Annotated in this window: 19 protein-coding genes; 10 read left to right on the top strand and 9 right to left on the bottom strand. The window is 70.3% G+C overall.

The window, feature by feature from the left end:
- Positions 1-122: 122 nt before the first annotated feature.
- From ACFY5A_RS03075 to ACFY5A_RS03065, 3 genes are all read right to left on the bottom strand, one after another.
- The gene (locus ACFY5A_RS03075) at positions 123-629 is read right to left on the bottom strand and encodes an ACT domain-containing protein (protein ID WP_341941148.1); all 507 of its coding nucleotides are present in this window, start codon (positions 627-629) and stop codon (positions 123-125) included.
- 250 nt (positions 630-879) lie between these two features.
- The gene (locus ACFY5A_RS03070) at positions 880-1,938 is read right to left on the bottom strand and encodes a PLP-dependent cysteine synthase family protein (protein WP_387231716.1); all 1,059 of its coding nucleotides are present in this window, start codon (positions 1,936-1,938) and stop codon (positions 880-882) included.
- A 31-nt stretch (positions 1,939-1,969) separates the two neighbouring features.
- Positions 1,970-2,647 (bottom strand): FadR/GntR family transcriptional regulator, encoded by a 678-nt coding sequence (locus ACFY5A_RS03065; protein WP_387231714.1) that lies wholly within the window; start codon positions 2,645-2,647, stop codon positions 1,970-1,972.
- A 47-nt stretch (positions 2,648-2,694) separates the two neighbouring features.
- Here ACFY5A_RS03065 and ACFY5A_RS03060 point away from each other — a divergent pair, with 47 nt between their 5' ends.
- On the top strand, positions 2,695-3,555 hold the full coding sequence (locus ACFY5A_RS03060; RefSeq protein WP_387231712.1) for an amidohydrolase family protein: 861 nt from the start codon (positions 2,695-2,697) through the stop codon (positions 3,553-3,555).
- A gap of 98 nt (positions 3,556-3,653) precedes the next feature.
- On the opposite strand, the gene ACFY5A_RS03055 is transcribed toward ACFY5A_RS03060, so the two are convergent.
- Positions 3,654-6,266 (bottom strand): hypothetical protein, encoded by a 2,613-nt coding sequence (locus ACFY5A_RS03055; protein ID WP_387231710.1) that lies wholly within the window; start codon positions 6,264-6,266, stop codon positions 3,654-3,656.
- A 141-nt stretch (positions 6,267-6,407) separates the two neighbouring features.
- On the opposite strand from ACFY5A_RS03055, the gene ACFY5A_RS03050 reads away from it, so the two are divergent.
- From ACFY5A_RS03050 to ACFY5A_RS03030, 5 genes are read left to right on the top strand one after another with little or no spacing between them, the layout of a single operon-like run.
- Complete coding sequence (locus ACFY5A_RS03050; protein WP_105674193.1) at positions 6,408-7,445, top strand: LacI family DNA-binding transcriptional regulator; 1,038 nt, start codon at positions 6,408-6,410, stop codon at positions 7,443-7,445.
- Positions 7,442-9,040, top strand: coding sequence for an FAD-dependent oxidoreductase (locus ACFY5A_RS03045; RefSeq protein ID WP_341941151.1), 1,599 nt, complete (start codon positions 7,442-7,444; stop codon positions 9,038-9,040). Before ACFY5A_RS03050 ends, ACFY5A_RS03045 begins: the two co-directional genes overlap by 4 nt.
- Positions 9,041-9,053: 13 nt before the next feature.
- The gene (locus ACFY5A_RS03040; protein ID WP_387231707.1) at positions 9,054-10,328 is read left to right on the top strand and encodes an ABC transporter substrate-binding protein; all 1,275 of its coding nucleotides are present in this window, start codon (positions 9,054-9,056) and stop codon (positions 10,326-10,328) included.
- Complete coding sequence (locus tag ACFY5A_RS03035) at positions 10,325-11,272, top strand: carbohydrate ABC transporter permease (RefSeq protein ID WP_105674189.1); 948 nt, start codon at positions 10,325-10,327, stop codon at positions 11,270-11,272. Before ACFY5A_RS03040 ends, ACFY5A_RS03035 begins: the two co-directional genes overlap by 4 nt.
- Entirely contained in the window at positions 11,262-12,122 is an 861-nt protein-coding gene (locus ACFY5A_RS03030; RefSeq protein WP_387231705.1) for a carbohydrate ABC transporter permease, read from the top strand. Before ACFY5A_RS03035 ends, ACFY5A_RS03030 begins: the two co-directional genes overlap by 11 nt.
- 95 nt (positions 12,123-12,217) lie before the next feature.
- On the opposite strand, the gene ACFY5A_RS03025 is transcribed toward ACFY5A_RS03030, so the two are convergent.
- Positions 12,218-12,964, bottom strand: a complete 747-nt coding sequence (locus ACFY5A_RS03025; RefSeq protein WP_223585772.1) for an SDR family NAD(P)-dependent oxidoreductase — start codon at positions 12,962-12,964, stop codon at positions 12,218-12,220.
- A 53-nt stretch (positions 12,965-13,017) separates the two neighbouring features.
- Entirely contained in the window at positions 13,018-13,878 is an 861-nt protein-coding gene (locus ACFY5A_RS03020; RefSeq protein WP_387231703.1) for a fumarylacetoacetate hydrolase family protein, read from the bottom strand.
- 131 nt (positions 13,879-14,009) lie between these two features.
- Here ACFY5A_RS03020 and ACFY5A_RS03015 point away from each other — a divergent pair, with 131 nt between their 5' ends.
- The 4 genes from ACFY5A_RS03015 (at position 14,010) to ACFY5A_RS03000 (ending at position 17,147) form a co-directional block, all read left to right on the top strand.
- Complete coding sequence (locus tag ACFY5A_RS03015) at positions 14,010-15,308, top strand: L-fuconate dehydratase (RefSeq protein ID WP_387231701.1); 1,299 nt, start codon at positions 14,010-14,012, stop codon at positions 15,306-15,308.
- On the top strand, positions 15,292-16,260 hold the full coding sequence (locus tag ACFY5A_RS03010) for an aldo/keto reductase (protein WP_387231699.1): 969 nt from the start codon (positions 15,292-15,294) through the stop codon (positions 16,258-16,260). The genes ACFY5A_RS03015 and ACFY5A_RS03010 overlap by 17 nt, the downstream gene beginning before the upstream one ends.
- Before the next feature lie 33 nt (positions 16,261-16,293).
- On the top strand, positions 16,294-16,713 hold the full coding sequence (locus ACFY5A_RS03005; protein WP_105677105.1) for an RbsD/FucU family protein: 420 nt from the start codon (positions 16,294-16,296) through the stop codon (positions 16,711-16,713).
- A gap of 71 nt (positions 16,714-16,784) precedes the next feature.
- Positions 16,785-17,147 carry a VOC family protein gene (locus ACFY5A_RS03000; RefSeq protein ID WP_341941154.1) on the top strand — a complete coding sequence of 121 codons (363 nt, stop codon included), beginning with the start codon at positions 16,785-16,787 and terminating at the stop codon, positions 17,145-17,147.
- A gap of 19 nt (positions 17,148-17,166) precedes the next feature.
- Here ACFY5A_RS03000 and ACFY5A_RS02995 read toward each other — a convergent pair whose 3' ends face one another.
- The 3 genes from ACFY5A_RS02995 to ACFY5A_RS02985 are packed head-to-tail and all read right to left on the bottom strand — an operon-like array spanning position 17,167 to position 20,213.
- Positions 17,167-17,631, bottom strand: coding sequence for a GbsR/MarR family transcriptional regulator (locus ACFY5A_RS02995; RefSeq protein WP_105677102.1), 465 nt, complete (start codon positions 17,629-17,631; stop codon positions 17,167-17,169).
- Positions 17,632-17,643: 12 nt separating this feature from the next.
- Positions 17,644-19,254: an ABC transporter permease gene (locus ACFY5A_RS02990; protein ID WP_387231697.1), complete on the bottom strand. Its 1,611-nt coding sequence runs from the start codon at positions 19,252-19,254 to the stop codon at positions 17,644-17,646.
- Positions 19,251-20,213 carry an ATP-binding cassette domain-containing protein gene (locus tag ACFY5A_RS02985; RefSeq protein WP_387231695.1) on the bottom strand — a complete coding sequence of 321 codons (963 nt, stop codon included), beginning with the start codon at positions 20,211-20,213 and terminating at the stop codon, positions 19,251-19,253. Before ACFY5A_RS02985 ends, ACFY5A_RS02990 begins: the two co-directional genes overlap by 4 nt.
- Positions 20,214-20,230 lie beyond the last annotated feature (17 nt).

Below are 20,230 nucleotides of genomic sequence, written 5' to 3'. Positions count from 1 at the left end.
CCGGTCGTTGGGCGAGCAGCGCGGCGACCAGACGAAACGCGGTGGCGTTCGGGTCGTGTGTCATCTCGATGGTTGAGCGAGAAGCGCAGCGATGAGGGAAATCGCGGTGACCGTCGCGAGCTTCAGGCGACGGTGATGTCGACCTGGATCTCCGAGGCGAGGCGCTCGAGGTCGGCGCGCAGAGCGTCGAGGTCGACAGATGCCGGCACCCGCGCCCGCACTGACGCCTCGAACAGGCGCCCTCCGGCCATCGCGGCATCCCGGGTCTCCGTCGCGAGCTCTTCGATGCTCAGCGCGTGAGCGTTGAGGACCGCCGACACCTCGCGCACGATGCCCGGGCGGTCGTTGCCCAGAACCTGGAGCTCGAGCACGCGGCCGTCCGCGTGCGCGGCATCCGATCCGGTGTGCACGGCCACGGTCAGCAGACCCTCGAGTCCGCGCAGCGCCTGCTCCAACTCGGCGGAGCGCTCGGCCGCGACCGAGACCTCGATCACACCGGCGAAGGTGCCGGCGAGTTCGGCGAGCTGGCTGTTCTCCCAGTTGCCGTCGTGGGCGTCGACCACATCGGCGACGGCGGCGACGAGGCCGGGGCGGTCGGCGCCGGCGACGGTGAGGATCAGAATCGTCATGGCCACAGCGTAGCCGGAGCGGGGCGGCGGGTCAGCGGCTCAGGCGGGGTCGCCGCGGCTTCAGAACTCCGGAGGAGCGGGGCGGATTCGGACCCACCGGATGCTGTCCGGCCTCGGAGCCCGCGGATCGCCGGAGTTCTGACGCAGGCGCGGTGCACAACTCCTCACAAACCACCCGGATCCCCGCCCAGAACGGCCGAATCGGGCACACGGCGCCGATTCGTGAGGAGTTGTGAACGTGCGACGGCGGTCACTCCACCCAGTCGCCGGTCTCCAGGAACCGTTCGAGCCGCGCGCGGTGCGGGGCGAGGTCCCACCCCTGCTCCGCCACCCAGGCATCGGAGTAGTACGTGCCGGCATAGCGGATGCCGCTGTCGCAGATGAGCGTCACGACGCTGCCGGTCTCGCCCGCCGCCCGCATGCGGGCGATGAGCTGGAAGGCGCCGTAGAGGTTCGTGCCGGTCGATCCGCCGGCCCAGTGCAGTGTGCGCTCCTTCAGGAGGCGGATGGCCGCGACGGACCCGGCATCCGGGATCCGCAGCATCTCGTCGATGACGCTCGGCACGAACGACGGTTCGACCCGCGGGCGTCCGATGCCCTCGATGCGACTCGGCCGTCCGGCCGGTGCATCCGGGGTTCCGGCCCAGCCGTCGTAGAACGCGGACCCCTCCGGGTCGACGACCGCGATCCGGGTCTTGTGCCTGCGATACTTCACATAGCGGCCGAACGTCGCGCTGGTGCCGCCCGTGCCGGCTCCCACGACGATCCAGTGGGGGATCGGATGCCGTTCCTGCGACAGCTGGCTGAACACGCTCTCGGCGATGTTGTTGTTGCCGCGCCAGTCGGTCGCGCGCTCGGCGAACGTGAACTGGTCGAGGTAGTGGCCGTGGCAGTCGGAGGCCAGGCGCTGCGCCTCGGGGGAGATGTCCTCCGCGCGGTCGACGAAGTGGCAGCGTCCGCCGTAGAACTCGATGAGGTCGATCTTCTCCTGGCTCGTCGAGCGCGGCACGACCGTGATGAACGTCAGCCCCAGCATCCGGGCGAAGTACGCCTCAGAGACGGCGGTCGAACCGCTGGAGGACTCGACGAGCACGGTGTTCTCGTGGATGCGGCCGTTGACCAGTCCGTAGAGGATCAGCGAGCGCGCGAGGCGGTGCTTGAGCGAGCCGGTCGGGTGCACCGACTCGTCTTTCAGGTACAGGTCGATGCCCCACTCGGCGGGCAGCGGGAACAGGTGCAGGTGCGTGTCGGCGCTGCGGTTGGCGTCGGCTTCCAGCAGGGCGATCGCGGTGCTGGTCCAGTCGCTCATGCTTCGAGGGTACCGGGCGGCGTCCGCGGCGTCAGGCGGATGCCGCCTGGCGCAGCCACCGCTCGACGCCGGCGATGTGCGCGGTGGTCAGCGAGGTCGCGAGCGACGGGTCGCGCTGGGCGATGGCGTCGGCGATCGCGCGGTGCTCGGACAGGGTCCGCTCCACGGCGCCGCCCTCGGTGAGCCCGCGCCACACCCGCGCGCGCACGGTCTGACTGCTGAGGTGCTCGATGAGGCTGGCGAGGTAGGCGTTGCCGGCCATCTGGACGATGTCGCGGTGGAAGCGGATGTCGTGCTCGACGAGCTCCTCGATGCTCACCGAGGCGTCGATGCCGTCGACCTCGCTGATGAGCGCGGCGATCTCCTCGTCGGTGCCGAGGGTCGCGGCGAGACCGGTCGCCTGCGACTCCAGCATCCGTCTGACGGCGAAGATCTCGAGCATCGAGTCGTCGTCGTGCATGTCGACGACGAACGAGATGGCCTCCATCAGCAGGTGCGGTTCGAGGCTCGTCACGTAGGTGCCGTCGCCGCGACGCACGTCGAGCACACGGATGACCTCCAGTGCCTTGACCGCTTCGCGCATGGAGTTGCGGGAGAGTCCCAGCCGTTCGGAGAGCTCTTTCTCGGGAGGGAGCCGGTCGCCGGGGGCGAGCTCGCCCGACACGATCATCGCCTTGATCTTCTCGATCGCCTCGTCTGTCACTGCCATGGCGCCATCCTTGCACATTGATCGGATGTCTGGGGCAGGATGGTGGTATGCGCGTCGTGGACAGCCATCTGCACCTGTGGGATCCGTGGGAACTCGACTACGAGTGGCTCGACGGCGCCCTGCACGGCCGCTTCGCCGAGGAGGAGATCTTCGAGGAGCAGCTGCCCGGCGTCTCCGAGGAGGTGTCGATCTTCGTGCAGGCGGAGACCGTCGAGCGGCGCTTCCTCGACGAGGTGGCGTGGGTCGACCGGATCGCGGATGCCGCGGGAGTCGTCGCGATCGTCGCCGGCGCGCGGCTCGATCGCGGAGCGGCGACCACGGCGCACCTCGAGAGCCTGGCCGCGCACGAGCGGGTCGTCGGCGTGCGCCATCTCCTGCAGGGGGAGCGCACCGGCCTCGCGGCCTCGCCCGACTTCGTGGCGGGCGCGCGCGAGGTCGCCGAGCGCGGCTGGACCTTCGACGCCTGCGTGCGACCCCACCAGCTCTCCGACGTGGCCGCGCTCGCCGCGGCCGTCCCCGAGCTGTTCCTCGTGCTCGACCACCTGGGCAAGCCCGCGATCGGCACGGCGGAGTCGCCGCTGCGCCCCTCGGCCGAGTGGCTGCGCGATCTGCACGCACTCGGACGGCAGCCCCGCGCTCACGTCAAGCTCTCGGGCCTCCCCGCGGAGACCGGCGGGGACTGGACGGATGCGCAGGTCATCCCGTTCCTCGACGCCGCGCTCGAGGCGTTCGGAGCGGAGCGGCTCCTGTGGGGCAGCGACTGGCCGGTGTCGTCGGTCGACACGGCCTACCGGCCCGGTTCCCGCGCTCGCTGGTTCCACACGGTCGCCGACTGGGCGACGTCACGCGGCATCTCGTCGGACGCGCTGTTCTGGTCGACGCCTCTCGCCTTCTACGGCATCCGCTGATCGCCGTCTGAGGCGCTCCCGTCGCAGAAGATCCCGGTATCCAGGGCGGATACCGGGATCTTTCGCGACGGGAACACCCGAGCCGGGCGGGGCGGAGGTCAGCCGATCGGGCGCGCGTCGAAGGCCGGGTACGCGATGGTCCTGGTCTGCGGTGCGCCCGACCCGCGCACGTGGGTCCTCACGGTGGCGGTTCCGGATGCCAGGGCGAGGCCCTCTGCACGGAAGGTCAGCGTGCCGGTGTCTCCCGCGGCCAGCTTCGCGATCCGCTCCGCGCCCAGCGGGGTGGTGACTCGCACGTCGGTCTCGCGTCGGCCGTCGCCCTGCACGCTCACCACGAGCGCTGCTCCCTCGCCTTCGCGTCGGGCCTGGACGGTCACGCCGTCCGATGTCTGAGCAGGGCCCGCATCGGGCCCGTCGAGGAGCAGGCCCCGGTAGATCCGAGGAGCGCCGTCGAGCGTGAGCTGCACCTGCCCGCCGGTCGAGGGGATATGCGCGGTGCGTCCGAAGGAATCGGTCTCCGTGACCGCGGCGGTCGCCGGGAGGGACACCGACGTCTTCGTCGCCCACGGATCCTGCCAGATCTCGGGCTCAGGGAAGCGCCAGTCGACACGGGCGCCCTCGGTGTTCAAGACGTACCCGTCGGCACGGTTCCACAGCACGGCGAGCGGTCCGTCCGGAGTGGAGAACAGGAGTCCGTGGGTGGTGCCGTCGGCCAGATGCACCCAGCGCACGAACTCCGCCTCGTCCAGTGCGCGGGCCGCCGTCGCATAGGCGAGCAGAGACGGCTTGGGGCCGAGGTCGCGGTTCACGAGGCCGAAGTGGTACTCGGTGTCCTCCGGATCGGCCCCCATCGGACTGATCGTGTACGAGTCGAAGAACTGATACCAGCACACCGCGCGAACCCCCTCTGCCTTCGCGAGCGCCAGTGACAGCAGCACGTTCTCCGCCGCGTGCCGGTACGTGTCGTTCCACCATGCGTTCGGCCGCGTGCACGCGTAGGCCTCGGTGAGCCAGATCTCCTTCTCCCCGTACTCCGCCATCAGCGCCTTGAGCTGGCGCAGCCCGCCCAGGAAGTTCCAGTAGGTCCCCGTCGCCCCAGGACTCCACTCGCCTCCGTCGCCGGTGGGGATGAAGTCCGGCGTGAAGTTCCCCCGCCCGGGGTGGAACGCGATCCCGTCGACGAGGTCCCACCCGCCCGCGGCGTGGAAAGCCTCGAGCCACGGGCGGTCCATGCCGGCGAGGCCGTTGTTCATGAGCTGGAACGTCCCGCCCTGCGCTGCGCGGGCCGCGTGCACTGGCTTGAGCACCCGCTCCACGTACCCGGGCGCGGCATCGCCGGTGTTGAAGGGCCGGTTGAGCTCGTTGCCGATCTCGAACCAGGACGCGCCCGCCGCGGTCGCCGTGGTGCAGCTCGACGATGCCCATGAGACCAGGGCCGCATCGGATGCCGTGAGGTCGGGCTGCAGTTCGAGGTTGTGGTCCATGCCCCTGGCGTCGTATGCCGAGGGCGGCAGTCCCGGACCGCCGTCGTAGGCGATGCGCACCCACTGGATGCCGATCTTCTGCCAGAGGTCGAGCGTCGCCTGCTCTCCGGCGTTCAGCAGCCAGGGGTAGTTGGCGATGCCGAACATGCTCGCCGACCCGGCCGTGTACGAGAACGGAGCGAGCGCGGCGAGCGTGGTCCTGGCGAATGCGGTGTCGCCCGAAGGGGAGTCGACCGCTGCCTCGAGCAGGACCATGCCCTGGGCGTCCAGCGGAACCGTGATCGTCGCGTCGGCGGTGGACAGCGCGGCGACGGTGAGGTCCGTCGTGCCGGACGACACGGTCGTCCCCTGGTCGGTCCGCGCCCACCAGGACAGCGTGACGACGTCAGCCGTCTCCGTGGCGTTCGTGACGGTCACGTTCACCGCGGCGTCCCCTGCGGCATCCCAGATGTTGTACGGACGCGCGGTGGAGAGCTCCACGGCGATGCCGTCGCCTCGCCCGATCGCGGCCCCCGAAGCGGGGCGCGCCTCGGTCAGGATCAGGCTCGCCCTGGTCACCGCGGTCGTCGCGTCGATCTGAGTGCCGGGGGCGTGCACCCAGGTCGACGTGGTCCAGGCCTTGCGCGAGGAGTCCAGCAGGAGGAGACCGTGCCCCGATGCCCAGGACGACCGGTACACGACACCGGTCGGCTCCTCGTAGGGGATGCCTCCGGCGGGGTCGCGCCTCCACTCCGAGGTGGGGATGTACTCGTCAGGGCCCGTCGGCGCGTTGACGGCGCGGCTGAACATGAATCCGGCCGGGTTGAGGGTCGTGGTGCCCGAGACGGTCCACTCGAGGTGGACCTGGGCGGTCTGCACCGTGATGAGAGCGGAGACGACCGCGCCCCCCGCACTCGCCGGCATCGTGTAGTCCATGCGGATCGCCGACTGGCCGTTCGAGGTGATGAGCGTCGGGGTCCCGCCGGTGGAGGTCTGGATGCCGTGGACGGTGTCCTTCGTCTGGAATCGGGAACCCGCCATGAGGAGGGCGCCGTTCGCAGCGTGCACCGCGATGCGGCCGCCCACCGATGCGACCACGCGGATGCCGTCGGCGGTGAGCGTCACGTCACCGGCGGCGGCCGTGGCGGAGACGGTGCTCGGCGGGAGCACGACGAGCGCGCCAGCGAGGAGTCCGGCGCCGAGGAAGTGGCGGCGGGACAGGGTGAGGTGCAGAGGATCAGGGGACATCATCGTCCTTCCGTGATGATAGGGATTATCAGAGCACTATGCACCGGACGTCACTTCCTGCACAAGAGCTTGACAAGCATTCGCCGGGTTCTGTTATCGTCGTGTCAGGATTCTGATAATCCGAACTATCAGGAGAGGTCGATGACGACGAACAAGAACGGGCGAGTCACGCAGCGAGAGATCGCGAAGATCGCCGGAGTGAGCCAGGCGACCGTGTCGATGGTGCTCAACGACAAGGACTACTCCAACGTCCGCATCCCCGCGGCGACGAGGGAGCGCGTGATGCGGGCGATCGAGCAGACCACGTACGTGGCGGACCCCGCCGCGCGCCGGCTGGCAGGCCTCGACAACAAGATCCTCGGGATCTTCACCTACGAACCCGCGCTGTCGGCGGAGAGCATGGACTTCTACGGTCCCCTGCTCAACGGCATCGAGCGGGCGGCCGAACGACTGAGCTGCGACCTGCTCTTCTTCACCGCCTCTCCGCTCGTCGACGGCTCGCGCAGCCTCTTCCACAAGAACACCCGGTTCCGCCTCGCCGACGGCTGCCTGCTGCTCGGACAGCAGATGAACAGCGCAGAACTGGCCCGTCTCGTCGCCGAGGACTTCCCGTTCGTCGCCATCGGGCGCAGGGACGAGCCCGACGTTCCCTACGTGGGAATCGACTACCTCTCCCTCACCGGCGGGATCATCCGCCGACTCGACGAGCGCGGCCATGAGCGCGCCGTCTACCTCCACCGAGGAACCATCGCGCCGGCGGCCGCAGACCGTCGATCGGGGATCGCCCAGGCCGCATCGGGGCTCCGCATCGCGGTCACCTCCGTCGATGTCAGCGGGCTCGACCGCCAGACGATCGCCCGCCGGGTCATCGAGGCCGACGTCACCGCGGTGATCGCGGAGGACGCGTTCCTCGCCGAGGCGGCCGCGGACGCGCTCCGAGAAGCCGCACCGGATGCCGCGCACAGCTACGTGGCGCTCGCCGACGTCGCCGGGCACTCGATCGACGGCGCCGCGCTCAGCGGATTCGATCTGCGCCGCGAAGCCGTCGCCTCGCGGGCGCTCTCCCTGCTGCAGGACATCGTGCTCGCCGAACCGGACGAGCAGGCCGACCTTCAGAAGCAGGTGCTCCTCGCGGGCGAGCTCGTCGACGGGGCGACGCTCCGAGAGGTGCGCCGGTGACCCGTCTGGACACCGACGTCCTCATCGTCGGAGGAGGGCTCGGCGGCGTGGCCGCGGCGCTCGCCTCGCTGCGCCGGGGCCAGCGCGTCGTGCTCACCGAGCAGTACGCCTGGCTCGGGGGCCAGCTCACCTCGCAGATCGTCCCTCCCGACGAGTCCTACTGGGTCGAGCAGTTCGGGATCACCGCCTCATATCGCGCGCTGCGCGACGGCATCCGCGACCACTACCGCCGGCACTACCCGCTCACCGAGACGGCACGGGCCGCACGCGATCTCAACCCCGGTCTGGGCAGGGTCAGCCGGCTCTGCCACGAACCGAGGGTCGCCCTCGCCGTCATCGAATCGATGCTGGCGCCGTACCGCGCCAGCGGGAGACTCACGGTGCTGCAGCCCGCCATCCCGGTCGCGGCGTCGGTCGACGGAGCCGTCGTCACGTCGGTGACCGTCGACCACGCCGGTGCGCGGCACGAGATCGCGGCATCCTACGTCCTCGACGCCACCGAGACCGGTGACCTCCTCCCGCTCACGGGCGCCGAGTACGTGGTCGGCGCAGAGGCGCGTGCCGACACGGGTGAGCCGAGCGCTGCAGAGACCGCAGACCCCCGGAACGTGCAGGCCATCACCTGGTGCTTCGCCTTCGATCACGAGGAGGGCGCAGACCACACCATCGCCCGACCGGGCGGGTACGAGCGCTTCCGGCGGATGCAGCCGGACTTCTGGGGTGCACCGCTGCTGTCCTTCACCGCGCCGGATCCGCGCACCCTCGAACCGATCACCCGGACCATGCGCGTGAACCCGCCGCTCGACGAGCGGACGGCAGTGGATCAGCGCACGGATGCCGGAGACCGCGACCTCTGGGAGTTCCGTCGCATCCTCGCCAGGGAGAACTTCACCGACGGCTTCCTCGACAGCGATGTCGTCGTCGCGAACTGGCCGATGCTCGACTATCTCGACGGCTCCGTCATCGACGACCCGCAGGCGGAGATCCACCGGGAAGGCGCCAAGGAGCTCGCCCGCTCCTACGTCTACTGGCTCCAGACGGAGGCCCCGCGCCCCGACGGAGGCACAGGGTTCCCCGGCCTCCGGCTGCGCCCCGACGTCGCCGGAACCGACGACGGCTTCGCGCAGGCGCCGTACATCCGCGAGTCCCGGCGCATCGTCGCGAAGAGGACGATCGTCGAGCAGGACATCTCCGTGCAACTGCGCGGACACGGCGGCCCCGCCCGATTCGACGACACCGTCGGCGTCGGCATGTACCGCATCGACATCCACCCCTCCACCGGAGGGGACAACTACATCGACGTCGAGTGCGCGCCCTTCGAGATCCCCCTCGGCGCGCTGATACCCGTGCGGATGCGCAACCTGCTCCCCGCTGCGAAGAACATCGGCACCACCCACATCACGAACGGCGCCTACCGGCTGCATCCCGTGGAGTGGAACATCGGCGAATCCGCCGGCGAGCTCGCGGCGTTCTGCGCCGAGCGCGGACTCGCCCCGAGCGACGTCGCCGGCGACGGTCAGCTCGTCGCAGAGCTCCAGTCCCGCCTCGTCGAGGCGGGCATCGAGATCCACTGGCCCGAGATCATCGGCTACTAGAGAAGAGAAGAGCATGACATCAGCAAAGAAGCTGGGTGCGGCCGCTGCGGTGGCCGCGCTGGGCCTGACTCTGGCGGGGTGCGGAGCATCCGCTCCCGAACCCGTCGAGACCACCGCGGCTCCGGGCAGCGTGGACCTGCGCATGTCGGTGTGGACGTCGAACGAGGACCAGCTCGCGCTGTTCGACGAGATCGCCGACGCCTACAAGGCCGATCACCCGGAGATCGGGACGATCACCTACGAGTCCCTGCCGTTCGCGGACTACAACACCACGCTCACGACCCAGATCGCGGGCGGCAACGCACCCGACCTGGCGTGGATGGGCGACCTGTCGCGCGACCTGATCGACGCCGACGCGCTCGTGCCCCTCACCGACGTCCTGAAAGGCACGAAGGGGTGGGGATACGACGATCTCCTGGACAGCGTGACGGCGGAGTTCAGCGCTGACGGCGAGCTCTATGCCTACCCGTTCTCGAACTCCCCGTTCGCTCTCTATGTCAACAAGGACCTCCTGGCTCAGGCCGGAGTCACCCTCGACGCCGACCCCACCTGGGCGGACATCAGCGAACTCGGCGCCGCCGTGCACAAGGCCACGGGCAGAGCCGGCTTCGTGATCCGCGACTTCGACTACGCCAACTGGGGGCAGCTCGCCACGGTGTGGACCGGGTGGGGAGCGAGCGCGTGGAGCGAAGACGGCGCCACCTGCACGTTCGACAGCCCGGAGATGGTGGAGGCATTCACCTTCCTGCACGACGCCGCCTTCGTCGACCAGTCGATGCCGGGCCCCGGCACCACCGCGGACTTCTTCGCCGGTGATGCGGCGTTCACCGTCGCCCAGGTCTCCCGCGCGGCTCTGCTCGACGACTCGTTCGCCTACGACGTGATTCCCCTGCCGAACGGGCCCGAGGGGGACTACTCGGTGATCGGCCAGGCCGGTGTGGGCGTGCTCTCCTCGAGCGCGCACGTGCAGGAGGCGACGGACTTCCTCGCCTTCCTCACCGACCCCGAGAACGCCGAGAAGCTCGCCCAGTACTTCCCGCCGCCCCGCGAGTCCCTCCTCACGGGCGAGAAGCTCGCCGCGAACAACCCGAAGCTCGCCGCCGAGCAGCTGCAGACCGTGGTGGTCGATCAGCTGCCCGACGCGGTGACGCTGCCGAACCACACCGGTCCCGCCGAGATCAAAGCGGCAGGCAAGACCGCACTCGACGCGATGTGGACAGCCGACGCGGATGTGAAGGCCGTGCTCGGCGCGACCTGCGACGCACTCGCGCCGCTGCTGTCGAAGTGACCGCTGCCGACACCGTGGCCGGGTCCCGGGGAGCGCACGCGCCCCGGGACCTGCACCGCCCGTTCTGGACGACGAGGCGCCGCGACCAGCTCACGGGCTACCTCTTCATCGCGCCTCAGCTGGCCGGGGTCGTGCTCTTCGTGCTCGTGCCCGTCGGCCTCGGCATCTGGTACAGCCTGAACGAGTGGAACATCTTCCGCGGCGAGCTCACCTTCGTCGGCGGGGACAACTACGCAGCACTGTTGAGCGACCCGCAGCTGCCGGCCGTGCTCGGCGCGACCGCGATCTTCTCGATCGGCATTGTCGTGTTGAACATCGCGCTCGGGCTCGGTCTCGCCGTCCTGTTGAACAGGCGCTTCCGCGGGGTCACCTTCTTCCGCACGATCTTCTTCTCGCCCGTCGTGGTGTCGGTGGTCGCGTGGACCCTGGTCTGGGGCTTCCTGCTGCAGGACAACGGCGGTATCAACGGGCTGCTGGCCGTCTTCGGCATCGACGGTCCCAACTGGCTGCTGTCGGGAGACACGGCGATGATCTCGGTGATCGTCACGCAGGTCATCCGCAGCGTCGGCGTCAACATGGTGCTCTTCCTCGCCGCGCTCCAGGGGGTGCCGTCCGAGCTGTACGAAGCGGCCCGCATCGACGGCGCAGGGCCGGGGCGCATCTTCTTCCGGATCACCCTGCCCCTGATCTCGCCGACCCTCATGCTCACGGCGGTAATCACGATCGTCGGCGCCCTGCAGGCGTTCGCCAACGTCGCGGTGCTCACCGGGGGAGGCCCGGGGCTGTCGACGACCGTGCTCGTCTACTACGTGTTCCAGCAGGCCTTCGAGTTCAACGACATCGGCTACGGGTCGACGCTCGCGCTCATGCTGCTGACGTTCGTGATGCTGCTGACGCTTCTGCAGTGGCAGCTGCGGAGGAAGTGGGTGTTCTATGAAGACTGAGGCCCGAACCCGCAGCGAGGGCCGCGGCATCCGTCAGGTGATCCTGTTCGCGGCGCTGATCGTCCTCGCCATCCCCTTCGCGATCCCGACGATCTGGATGATCACGTCGTCGTTCAAGCCCCTGGCGGAGATCTTCCGTTCTCCGCCCTCGCTCTTCGCGGAGAGTCCGACCTTCGCCGCCTACGCCGAGGCGTTCACGTTCCAGCCCTTCGCGCGGCAGTACTTCAACAGCGTGTACATCGCCGTCATCGTCACGGCGGTCGTCATGGTCGTGTCGAGCCTCGCCGGCTACGCCTTCGCGCGCATTCGCTTCCGAGGGGCGAACGCGCTGTTCCTCGTCGTGCTCGTGGGGCTCCTCGTGCCGGGGGAGGTGACGATCGTGCCGCTGTTCCAGATGTTCAAGAGCTGGGGGATGATCAACACCCACTGGCCCCTGATCCTGGTGACGGCGCTCGCGGCGCCGTGCGTGCTCGCGACCTTCATCATGCGGCAGTTCTTCCTGTCGCTGCCGGTCGAGCTCGAGGAGGCCGCGCGGATCGACGGACTGGGCAGGCCCGCGATCTGGTGGCGGATCTGCCTTCCGCTCTCCAAGCCCGCGCTCTCGGCCGTCGCCATCCTCACCTTCCTGGCGTCGTGGAACCTCTATCTGGAGCCGACCGTCTACCTGACCTCTCCCGAGCTGTTCACGCTCCCGCAGGCGTTGACGCGGTACACCGACGCCTACGGCGGGCAGATGTGGAACACGCAGCTCGCGGCGGCGACGATGACCGTGGCGCCGATGCTGATCGTGTTCGTCGTGGCGCAGCGTCATTTCGTCGAAGGTCTCGCCCACTCGGGTCTCAAGGGCTGATCGCCGTCTGAGGCGCTCCCGCCGCAGACGATCCCGGTATCCAGGGCGGATACCGGGATCTTTCGCGACGGGAGCACCCGGGAGCGGGGCGGAGGTCAGCTGCCGGCGGGGCGGAGGCGCAGCTGCGCCATTCCGCCGTCGACCTCGATGAAGGTGCCGGTGGTCGAGCCCGCGGCGGGGGAGACGAGGTACGCGACGGCGGCGGCGACCTCGTCGGGGCTGACCAGGCGTCCGTGCGGCTGCCGGGCTTCCAGGGCCGCGCGTTCGGCGGCGGGGTCGGATGCCGAGTCCAGCAGCCGCCCGACCCACGGGGTGTCGGCGGTACCGGGGTTGACGGCGTTCACGCGGATGCCCTCGCGCAGGTGATCGGCCGCCATGGCGCGGGTGAGGGCCGAGACGGCGCCCTTCGAGGCGCTGTAGAGGGCGCGCTGCGGGAGGCCGGTGGTGGAGGCGATGGATGCCGTGTTGCAGACCGCCGCGGCGGGCGACTGCCGCAGCCACGGCAGCGCCGCCGACGTCACCCTGGCGATGCCGGTGACGTTGATCGACAGCACGCGCGCCCACTCGTCATCGTCGTTCGCGGTGATGTCGCCCTGTGCGCCGATGCCGGCGTTGTTCACGACGATGTCGATGCGGCCGAAGCGCTCGGCGACGGCGGCGACGGCGGCATCCACCGATGCGCGGTCGGAGACGTCGGCCGTGAACGCGGCGAACGCGGCATCCGCCCCCGACGTGTCACGGTCGAGCACGGCGATGTGCGCGCCCTCGGCGTGCAGGCGGCGGGCGATGGCCGCGCCGATGCCCGACGCCCCGCCCGTGACGATCGCGACGAGTCCGCTCATGCCGGATCCGTACGTTTCGTCTCGCTCCGCTCGCTCAACGACCGTGTCGATGCTCACTTCTGTGCCTCCCATGCCACGAACTCCTGGCGCTGGTGCCCGAGTCCTTCGATCTCGATGTCCACGACGTCCCCGGCCCTCAGGTAGGGGAACTTCCCGCCGAACGCCACACCCTGCGGGGTGCCGGTGAGGATGAGGTCGCCCGGCTCCAGGGTCACGTACTGCGACAGGTGGTGCACGATGACGCGCACGTCGAAGATCATGTCGTCGGTGTTCGAGTCCTGACGCGGCTCGCCGTTGACCCAGCTGCGCAGGCGCAGGCGATCGACCTCGACCTCGTCGGGGGTGACCAGCCACGGACCCGTGGGGTTGAAGCCGGGGGCGATCTTGCCCTTCGACCACTGCCCGCCGGAGACCTCCATCTGGTACGCCCGCTCGGAGACGTCGTTGGCGGTGACGTAGCCGGCGATGTGCGCGTCGGCCTCCTCGGTGGAGTCGAGGTAGGACGCGCGGGCGCCGATCACGATGCCGAGCTCGACCTCCCAGTCGGTCTTCTCGCTGCCGCGGGGGATCGTCACCGCGTCGTTCGGGCCGACCACGGTGTTGGGGGTCTTCAGGAACATGATCGGGATGGTCGGCGGCTCCGACCCGGACTCGCGTGCGTGCGCGGCGTAGTTCTGGCCGATGCAGATCACGGCGCTGGGGCGCGCGATCGGGGCGCCGATGCGCTGCTCCGCGGCGTCCGCCAGCTCGGGGAGCTCACCGGCGGCCAGGGCCGTCGCGACGCGGTCGCGGAAGTCGGAGGCGAGGAAATCCCCGTTCACATCGGATGTCACTGGGCGGAGGTCGAGGTAGCGGTCGCCGTCTACGAGGACGGGGATCTCTGCACCTGGGGCGCCAAGCCGCGCGAACTTCATGGTTCTCCTGAGTCGTCGGTGTTCGTCTGTCGCGGCCACCGGATGACCGCCTGTCTCGTTGACAGTATAGACATCGGATGTTTACACTCCAAGAGGTCGGTGCGAGAAGTCCGACCCGTGAGAGGAACCCCGTGAGCCGTATCGTCGCCCTCGACACCACCGACATCCGCTTCCCGACGTCCCTGAGCCTGGACGGCTCGGACGCGATGAACCCCGACCCCGACTACTCGGCCGCGTACGTGATCGTGCGGACGGATGCCGAGGATGGCATCGAGGGGCACGCCTTCGTCTTCACGATCGGCCGCGGCAACGACGTGCAGGTCGCGGCGATCGACGCGCTGGCCGGACACCTCGTCGGCCGGGAGCTCGAGCCGCTGCTCGACGACATGGGCGGCACCTTCCGCGAGATCATCGGCGACTCGCAGCTGCGCTGGCTCGGCCCCGAGAAGGGCGTCATGCACATGGCCATCGGCGCGGTCGTCAACGCGCTGTGGGACATCAAGGCCAAGCGCGCGGGGCTCCCGCTGTGGCAGCTCCTCGCCCGGATGACGCCGGAGGAGCTCGTCGACCTGGTCGACTTCCGCTACCTCACGAACGCGCTGACCCGCGACGATGCGCTGGAGATCCTCCGCGCCGCCGAGCCCGGCCGCGCCGCGCGCGAGGCGGAGCTGCTCGCCACCGGCTACCCCGGCTACACGACGAGCCCCGGCTGGCTCGGTTACTCCGACGAGAAGCTCGAACGGCTCGCCCGCGAGGCCATGGCCGACGGCTTCACGCAGATCAAGCTCAAGGTCGGCGCCGATCTCGACGACGACATCCGCCGCTTCCGCAAGGCCCGTGAGGTGTGCGGGCCGGACTTCCCGATCGCGATCGATGCGAACCAGCGCTGGGAGGTGTCGGAGGCGATCGAGTGGGTGAACGCGCTCGCCGAGTTCCGCCCCGCCTGGATCGAGGAGCCCACGAGCCCCGACGACATCCTCGGCCACGCGGAGATCGCCCGCGGGGTCGCGCCGATCCGCGTCGCGACGGGCGAGCACGCCCAGAACCGCATGATGTTCAAGCAGCTCCTGCAGGCGGAGGCGATCCAGGTCATGCAGATCGACGCCGTGCGCGTCGCCGGCGTGAACGAGAACATCGCGAACCTGCTGCTGGCCGCCAAGTTCGGCGTGCCGGTGTGCCCGCACGCCGGCGGCGTCGGTCTGTGCGAGGCCGTGCAGCACCTCTCGATGTTCGACTTCGTCGCCGTCACCGGCACGCGCGAGGGCCGCATGATCGAGTTCGTCGACCACCTGCACGAGCACTTCGTCACCCCGACCGACATCAGGGGCGGGTCGTACATGCCCCCGATCGCGCCGGGCACCGGCATGGAGATGAAGGCCGACAGCATCATCGACTACACCTGGAGGGGTGAGCATGTCGTCGTCGCCTGAGCAGACCGTGCCGACGCTCGGCTATGGTGCGGCCAACGTCGGCAACCTCTTCCGTCCGCTGACGGATGACGAGGCCTGGGCCGTGCTCGACGCGGCGTGGGATGCCGGCATCCGCCACTACGACACCGCCCCGCACTACGGGCTCGGCCTCTCCGAGCGTCGACTCGGCGCGTTCCTGCGCACCAAGCCGCGGGAGGAGTACTTCCTCTCCACGAAGGTCGGCCGGCTGCTGCGCCCGAACCCCGACCACGAGCACGGCGGGCTCGACACGGCGAACGACTTCCACGTGCCCGACGACGTGCGCCGCGTCTGGGACTTCTCGGCCGACGGCATCCGCTCCTCGCTCGCCGAGTCCCGCGAGCGTCTGGGCATCGAGCGCATCGACCTGCTGTACCTGCACGATCCGGAGCGCAACGACCTCGACCTCGCGCTCGCCGAGGCCCTGCCCGCGCTGGAGCAGCTGCGCGCCGACGGTGAGGTCGCCCAGATCGGCATCGGATCCATGGTGACGGATGCGCTCGCCGCCGCCGTGCGCGGAGCCGACCTCGACCTGATCATGGTCGCCGGCCGCTACACGCTGCTCGAACAGCCCGCCGCCGCCGACGTGCTGCCGGCGTGCCGCGAGAGGGGCACCGGCATCGTCGCGGCATCCGTCTTCAACTCCGGCCTGCTCGCGCAGAGCGAGCCGCGCAGGGACGGACGCTACGAGTACGGGCAGCTCCCCGAGGAGCTGTGGGAGCGCCTCGTGCGGATCGCCGCGATCTGCGCCGACCACGATGTGCCGCTGCCGGCGGCGGCGCTGCAGTTCCCCCTGCAGTCGGACGTCGTGCGCGCCGTCGTCGTGGGCGGAAGCCGCCCGGCCCAGCTCGTGCAGAACGCCGAGTACGCGGCGCTGGAGATCCCCGCCTCGCTCTGGCAGACTCTGGCCGCCGAGGCTCTCGTCCCGGCCTGACCACCCCACCCGTCCGACCCGAGGAGACGCACCGTGCTCGAAGGCATCCACCCCCTGCTCACCGGCGAGCTGCTGCTGCACCTCGACCGGATGGGGCACTCCGACTCCGTCGTCGTCGCCGACGCGCACTTCCCGGCGTGGGCGCTGGGGGAGCGGGTGATCGATCTGCCGGGCACCACCACGCCCGAGGTCGTCGCCGCGATCCGCACGGTGCTCCCTCTCGACGACGCCCCCGGCATCGACCTGATGGCCTCGGCCGACGGCGAGGTGCTCGACGTGCAGCATCAGCTCATGGCGGCGGCGGGGACGGATGCCGGCTCCACCGCCTTCGTCGAGCGCTTCGCGTACTACGGGGTGGCGAAGGCCGCGTACCTCATGGTCCGCACCGGAGAGACCCGCAAGTACGGCAACGCGCTGCTGCGCAAGGGCGTCGTGGGGCACCCGTCCGCCTGAGCGCACAGGCCCTTGAAGTCGGCGGTCGCGGCGAGAAGACTGTCTGCGTCCGCACGGCGAAGGGGAGCATCATGGCGCACGGAGACATCACCCACATCGACATCCCGGTCACCGACCTGACGGCGGCGTCCGGGTTCTACTCGGCGCTGTTCGGCTGGCAGATCGCCGAGCCGCCCGGGTTCGAGGGGTACCCCATGTGGCAGGCTCCCAACGGCATCTCGGGTGGCGGGCTCGCCCCGCGCAGCGAGGGCTTCACGCAGCCGCGCTCGTACGTCGAGGTCGACTCGATCGACGACACGGTCGCCGTCGCGCTCGCCGCCGGGGGATCGGTCGCGATGGAGAAGCAGCCCATCACCGACACCAGCGCGTGGGCGGTCGTCGTCGACCCCGACGGCAACCACATCGGCCTCTTCGAGGGCGTCGTCGGCATGTAGCCGGCGCGGCGGCGCTCGCTCAGCGATCGGGGGCGGGGTCCTGCGCCTCCCACTCGGCGACGAGCTGCGGCATCCGCTCGGCCATGAACCGGAGGAAGCCCGACATCTGCGCGGCGCGCTCGGCCGAGACCTCCTCGTCGCCGAGCTCGGCGCCGATCCGGTCGACGTGCTCCGCGAGGCGGCGGTAGACGGGGATGTTGCCGATGATGACCGAGTGGAAGCCGTCGGGTGCGAGGTCGTAGCGGTCGCGGCGGTGCCCGGCCGTGGGCAGCCGACGCACGAAGTGCGCGTCCTGCAGGTAGCGCACGGCCCCCGACACGGCGGCGGCCGACACCCCGAGGCGATCGGCGAGGTCGGCGGCCGTGTACCCGCCGTCCGGGGCTGCGACGAGCGCCATCATGACGCGCGCGGGCATGCGCGGCATCCCCGCCGCCGTCATCATCGCGGCCGCCTGCTCTGCGGCGTCCTGTCCCCGGTGTTCCATGTGCTCCCCAGGTTATCCGTCGGCCGCGAGCTCGCGGCGCCTCATGAGGGTCAATGCCCCGCCGCCGGCGACCGCGACCGCAGCCACGAGCCACCAGAGCCCGCGGAGGTCGACGTCACCGTTCGAGACGACGGGGGTCACGGCGATCGGCGAGAGGTCGGTGGCCCACTCCGGCATCCCGAACAGCGGTCCGAACATGCCGAGGACGCTGGCGACGCCGATGAGCGCCCATCCGACGCCGAGCGTGGCCCGCGGCAGCACGACGAAGACCAGGGCCGTGATCGCGGTGAACACGGATGCCGCGACGAACTGCCCCAGCCCGGTCACGGTGACCACGCGGTACAGCGCGCTCGCGCCGCCGTTCGCGGCGATCCCGAGGTACGCCGTGGCCATGGCGGCCGCGATGACGAGCGCGACGGCGCACGTGGCGACGATCGCGTAGTCGGCGAACCACCGCACGCGCCCGACCGCGGCGGCGAGCACCGACTCGGCCGTGCCGTGGGCCTCCTCCTGACGGGCGCGGACGATCGTCTGCACGGCCGCGCACGCGGCGAGGATGCCGAGCATGGTGAAGAAGACGGTGATCACGGCCTCGTCGAGGTTCCCCGCCCTGGCGATCTTCTCGAGGATCTGCGCGACCGCCGGATTCTCGCCGGCGACCTGACCGGCGAGCGACGACAGGGTGGTGGCGAGGATGCCGGTGAGCGCTCCGCCGATCGTCCAGCCGAGCACCGACCCCCACGACAGCCGCCAGACCAGCGCGTGCGGAGACGACAGCGCCGCCGTGGCGTTCGCGCGGCCGTTGCGCTCCGCGATGAAGCTCGCGCCCATGTCGCGGGCCGACTGCAGCAGCGTCGCGGCGGCGGCGAGGAGGAGTCCGAACCCCAGCGCGAGCACCGCGGGCCAGGGGTGGTCGGCATCGTAGGGACGGGTTTGCTCGGCCCAGCCGAACGGCGAGAGCCACACGAGCCAGGAGCTCTCGATGCGGGTGAGGTCGTCGCTGGGGGTCCCCGCGACGTTGCCGATCCCGCGGAGCAGGAAGGTCGCCACGAGCACCCACACGGTCAGCGAGTTCGCGCCGCGCGATGTGCGCATGAGCTGCGCGGCGACGAGGCCGATGCCGAGGAAGGCGACCCCGGTGGCGCCGGCCGCCGCTCCCGTGAGCAGGGAGCCACCGGTATCCATCCCCGCCGCGATCAGCGCGAGCGCCGTGAGCAGCGCGAGCACGAGGTTCGCGGCGAGGCCGTGCACGATCGTCGCGACCGTGGGCAGGGTGCGTCCCGCCGACGTGGCGGCGACGAGCTCGCTGCGCCCCGCCTCCTCGTCGCCGCGGGTGTGCCGCACGGCGAGGAACGTGCTCATGAGCGCCGCGAGCATCGCCAGCCAGGGGAGGTCCTCGAAGGCCAGGAAGGCACCGACGGACGTGCCAGACGGGAGACCCCGGAACATCAGGATCACCGGGTTCGCCATCACCGCCGTGAGCACCTCCTGCCGGTCGGCGACCGTGCTGTACGACTGCGTGACGCCGCCGTAGCCGGCGTACGCGAGGAGGACCGCGCCGAGGATCCACAGCGTCAGCTGCAGCCAGTCCCGGCGCAGGCGCTGGCGGAGGAGGGGGATCATGATCGCGCGCTCCTCCGGGTACGGGCCGGGGCCGCGGCATCCGCGTCGCCCGCGGCATCCGTCACGTCGTCTCCGTAGTGGCGGAGGAACAGCTCCTCCAGAGACGGCGGCTCGATGCGCAGACCGGTGACCACCCGCTGGGCGAGCACGGGGAGGACGGATGCGACGTCATCGCTGTCGACCGTGAACCTCGCGCGACCGTCGGCGAACGACGGGTCATGGGCGGCGGGGATGCCGTCGGCCGCCGCGGCATCCGTCGCTGTGAACGACACCTCGGTGCGGGTGAGATGACGCAGCTCCGCCAGCGTTCCGGACCCCACCACGCGCCCCGCGCGGATGATCGAGACGCGGTCGCACAGCAGCTCGACCTCCGACAGGATGTGGCTCGACAACAGCACGGTCGCACCGGTATCCCGCACTCTGGCGACCTCCTCGCGGAACACGACCTCCATCAGGGGGTCGAGGCCGCTCGTCGGCTCGTCGAGGATGTACAGGTCGGCCGGCACGGTGAACGCCGAGATCAGCGCCACCTTCTGCCGGTTGCCCTTGGAGTATGCGCGACCCTTCTTGCGCGGGTCGAACTGGAACGCGGTCTCGAGGCGCTCGCGCTCGCTCCGGTAGACGGCACCGCGGGTGTCGGCGCCGCGCAGGCGGCTGAGCAGGTCGATGGCCTCGCCGCCCGAGAGATTGGGCCACACGCTGACGTCACCAGGCACGTAGGCGATGCGGCGGTGCAGGTCGGTCGCGTCCCGCCAGGGGTCGCTTCCGAGGACGGATGCCGTGCCCCCGGTCTTGCGCGCGAGGCCGAGGAGGATGCGGATGGTGGTCGTCTTGCCCGCGCCGTTCGGGCCGAGGAAGCCGTGCACCTGGCCCGCGGTGACGGAGAGGTCGAGGCCGTCGAGAGCGTGCACGCGGCCGTAGTGCTTGGTGAGGCCGCTCGTGCGGATCACTGTGTCCATGAGCGGCACGCTACGCC

The organism is Microbacterium sp. NPDC012755 (assembly GCF_042901325.1).
Lineage (GTDB): Bacteria > Actinomycetota > Actinomycetes > Actinomycetales > Microbacteriaceae > Microbacterium > Microbacterium natoriense.
The sequence above is the reverse complement of the archived record's forward strand: the minus strand, read 5'-3'. Positions and strand labels throughout refer to the sequence as shown.